This window comes from Streptomyces sp. NPDC054956 (assembly GCF_053609185.1).
Genome location: NZ_JBSGXB010000490.1, coordinates 1 through 3683, shown reverse-complemented (window position 1 = coordinate 3683; position 3683 = coordinate 1). Strand labels below are relative to the sequence as shown.

4 protein-coding genes and 1 pseudogene are annotated in these 3683 nt (G+C 69.8%); all 5 read left to right on the top strand.

What is annotated here, in order from left to right:
* On the top strand, positions 1-492 hold a 492-nt coding region (locus ACWGDE_RS37185; RefSeq protein ID WP_453393501.1), incomplete at its 5' end, for a DNA methylase.
* Positions 489-1331, top strand: a complete 843-nt coding sequence (locus ACWGDE_RS37180; protein ID WP_453393500.1) for a bifunctional DNA primase/polymerase — start codon at positions 489-491, stop codon at positions 1329-1331. The genes ACWGDE_RS37185 and ACWGDE_RS37180, both read left to right, overlap by 4 nt.
* On the top strand, positions 1331-2806 hold the full coding sequence (locus ACWGDE_RS37175; RefSeq protein WP_453393499.1) for an ATP-binding protein: 1476 nt from the start codon (positions 1331-1333) through the stop codon (positions 2804-2806). The genes ACWGDE_RS37180 and ACWGDE_RS37175 overlap by 1 nt, the downstream gene beginning before the upstream one ends.
* A gap of 485 nt (positions 2807-3291) precedes the next feature.
* Positions 3292-3513, top strand: coding sequence for a helix-turn-helix domain-containing protein (locus ACWGDE_RS37170; RefSeq protein WP_453393498.1), 222 nt, complete (start codon positions 3292-3294; stop codon positions 3511-3513).
* 10 nt (positions 3514-3523) lie between these two features.
* Positions 3524-3683: pseudogene (locus ACWGDE_RS37165) on the top strand (site-specific integrase); the annotation flags it as partial.

Below are 3683 nucleotides of genomic sequence, written 5' to 3'. Positions count from 1 at the left end.
CCGCCGTGCCAGGACGGATGCGCGCTGACCGTAGGCACCAACCGGTCCATGGGTTGGGGCCGCACCCACGTCCAGCTCATCCCCGAACTGCGGGTACTCCTGGATGCCTCGGGCCTTCCCTACGTGATCGAGCAGCCCAACGGAAAGGCGCCCGTCCGTAAGGACGTCTACCTGTGCGGGGAGATGTTCGGGCTTGCCGTGCTCCGGCACCGCAACTTCGAACTCGGAGGGTGGAGCACCCCGCAGCAGCCACACGTGAAGCACCGCGGCTACGTCCGGGGCTGGCGCCACGGCGAATACCGCGACGGCCCGTACGTCGCCGCGTACGGCGAGGGCGGTGGCAAGGCCACCGTGCCCGAGGCGCAGGCCGCGATGGGCATCGACTGGACCGACATCCGCAAGGAACTCACTGAGGCCATCCCGCCGGCGTACTCCGAGTGGCTCGGCCGCGCGTTCCTGGCCCGCGCCCGGTCCGGGGCGGTGGCCGCATGAGGATCGCGACCGGTCATCTGCGGACCGCACTGTGGCTCACGGAACTGGGCCTGCCCGTGCTGCCGCTGCGAGAGGGGAAGGAGCCGTTCGGGAACTGCCCGGCCTGCACCCGCTCGGCGTGCGGGGACCGGCCCCACATGAAGGCCGCCGGCCCCTGCCAGTGCCCGGCTCCCTGCCACGCGTGGGGAGCCGCCACCACCGACCAGGACGTCATCACCGGCCCGGCATGGGCCCGTGCCTGGCGCCAGGCCGGGGCCGTCGCCTACCACCCGGGCGGGGCTGGCCTGACCGTCGTGGACCTGGACGATGCCCAAGCCGTTGCCTGGGCCCGGCAGGCCCTCCCCGCCACCAAGGTCGTCCCGACGACGCGGGGCGAGCACTGGATCTACCGGGGCGCCATGCAGTCGAAGAACGGGGTCCGCCCCGGGGTCGACGTGAAGTCCACGATGTCTTACGTCCGCTGGCGCGGCCCCGGCGCCGGAACGATGACCACGCTGCCGGACGTCGTGCGCGCACTCGTGGTGAAGGAACCCACCGTCCGGCAGACGCGCTCCGTCATCGTGGCGGTGCCGGCCGGGGGCGGGCAGTGCCTGCACCGCTCGCCCGTCTACCTGGAACGGGGCATCGCCATGGCCGCGCAGTGCATCACTGAGGCGACCGAAGCCATTCACACGACCGTGTACCGCACGTTCCTCGCTGTCCTGTCGGCTCATGGCCGGTGTGGATGCCTGACCGAGGTCCACACCGCCAGGCTGTTCACCGCCGCGCAGGCCAAGGGCGAATCGGCCCGGCACTGCGAGGACGCCTGGACCAACGCCCGCACGAAGCTGGGGCTGTGATGGCCGACGAGGAGAAGAACCCGGCCCGGCAGATCATCACCGACTACGCGCAGGACCACTTCCGGTACTTCCGCACCACCGAAGGCACCGTCTACGCGCAGAAGAACGGCCACCCCGTCGCCCGCCCGATCCGATCGCAGGGTACGACCGGGAGCCACCGGCAGGAACTCATGGTCGGTCTTTACAACGACGGGATCGGCTCCTTCAACGGCACTGCACTCAAGGAGGCGTTGGACTTGATCGAAGCACTCGCCCTCAGTCAGGACGTCCAGGCCACCCACATCCGGGTCGCCCCGGGATTCGACGGCGCGACCTGGCTCGACCTCGGCCGCGACGACGGTCAGTCCGTCCGCATCCACCCCACCGGCTGGGACATCCGCGTCCCCGACGCGCGAGAGGTGTGCTGGCGGCGCACCCAGCTCACCGGAGAACTCCCCCTTCCCGAGAAGGACACCAACGGCAAGGGCATCGACGCTCTGCTGCGGCTGTGCAACTTCGCCGGCGCCGAGAGCGAGTGTCTGGCCGTCGCTTGGGTGATCGGCTGCCTGGAGCCGTCCGTGCCGGTCCCGGCGCCGTTCCTCACCGGCCCTCAGGGCGCGGGGAAGTCCACCGCAGCTCGCATGCTGATGCGGATCGTCGAAGGCATGACCGGTGACCTGCGCCGGGCCCCGAAGGACGAGGAGAACCTGATCACGGCCGTCGCGGCCGGATGGATTACCGCCCTGGACAACCTCTCGCACCTGCCCCCGGACCTGTCTGACCTGATGTGCTGCATCGTGACCGGGGCCGAGAGCATCAAGCGGGCGCTGTTCAGCGACGGCGATGTCTACCGCTCCCGCTACCGCCGGCCGCTTCTCCTGACCGGTATCGACGTGGGCGTCATCCGTCCCGACCTCGCCGAACGCCTCCTTCCGCTGCGTTTGGTGCGGCCCCGGGTTCGGCGGACCGAGGCGGAGCTGTGGACGGAGTACGGGCAGGTGCTGCCGGTCATCCTCGGATCTCTCCTGGACCTCACCGTCAAGGTCCGGGCCTCCGACGCCGACATCCCCAGCGACCTGCGGATGGCCGACTTCGCGCACCTGTGCGCGCAGCTGGACGCGGCGAGCGGCTTCGGGTCGCTCAATGCCTATCGGGCGGGCCTGGACGAGCTGAACGACGACGTGATCGAGGGTGACCTCCTGGCGCAGGCCGTTCTCAAGCACGCTGCGGGCGTCGAGCCGGGAGAGGAGGTCCGGATGACCTCGGCGGAGTGGCTGCACGCCGTCACCCAGCTCTACGCGGGCGAGGACTTCCGGCCCCTACCCAAGGGGTGGCCCACCACCGGCAAGGTCTTCTCCGACCGCCTCAAGCGCCTCCAGCCCACCCTTGCCGCGCGTGGCGTCCTCGTCGACTGGGGCCGCACCAAGGCGGCCCGCTACATCGCGATGACCCGACCGGCCCCCGAGCCTCCGTGCCGGCAGGAAGCGGCGTTCTGACCCGCGCCCTCGGGGCGGCCCCTGTACGGGCAAGAGGAGCACGCCCCGCCGTGGCCGGGGGTGCTCCTCTTGCTTGTCCGGCGGCTTGCCGCCGCTGCAAGGGTCGCGCCGCGCAGCGGCCCCTCCTTTGTCTTGAGCAGAGCGCACCACAACAGAAACCACCCCGCTCTTTTTCCTAAGAGAAGAGATGCTGCGTCACCCGCGTCACCACGGGCCCCGAAACCGCCTGTGATCTGCGAATACACGGGTGACGCAGATGGCCCACGGCTGCGTCATCTTGCGTCACCTGCGTCACCGCCTCCGACACCCGGAGACGCCAGGTGACACAGCCGATGACACGCAGCCCGCCACTGCGTCACCACGAAACCGCAGGTCAGGCCCACACGTGACGCAGATGACGCGATGACGCAGAAATTCAGGGCTCGGACAGCACGCACTTCCCTCAGGGGCTGACCCGCCCCGATCCCCACTCGCCAAGGAGCCACATGAGCGCGCCCCCTTCCGAAGCGACGACCGACCCGACGCTCGTTCTGCTGCGGGTCGAGGAAGCCGCCCGTCGGCTCCAGATCGGTCGAACTCTTTGCTACCGGTTCATCCGCACGGGCCAGTTGGAGACGGTTCCCGTCGGGCGTCTCCGCCGGGTCCCGGCTGAGGCCGTGGTCGAGTTCGCCGCCCACCTTCGCCGCACTCAGCGGCCGGCCGCCTAAGAGGAAAGCTGTGGAACAGAAGAAGCAAACCCGCCGGGCCAACGGCGAATCAGCCATCTACTTCGGGAAAGACGGACGCTGGCACGCCAGGGTGCCGATGGGCTACCGGGACAACGGCGAGCCGTACCGGAGGCACATCACCCGGCTTACGGAGGACCTCCTCATGGAGG

Bases quoted from the DNA above. Each gene is read 5' to 3' on its own strand.
- ACWGDE_RS37180 (WP_453393500.1), top strand. From the start codon at position 489: ATGAGGATCGCGACCGGTCATCTGCGGACCGCACTGTGGCTCACGGAA.
- ACWGDE_RS37175 (WP_453393499.1), top strand. From the start codon at position 1,331: ATGGCCGACGAGGAGAAGAACCCGGCCCGGCAGATCATCACCGACTAC.
- ACWGDE_RS37170 (WP_453393498.1), top strand. From the start codon at position 3,292: ATGAGCGCGCCCCCTTCCGAAGCGACGACCGACCCGACGCTCGTTCTG.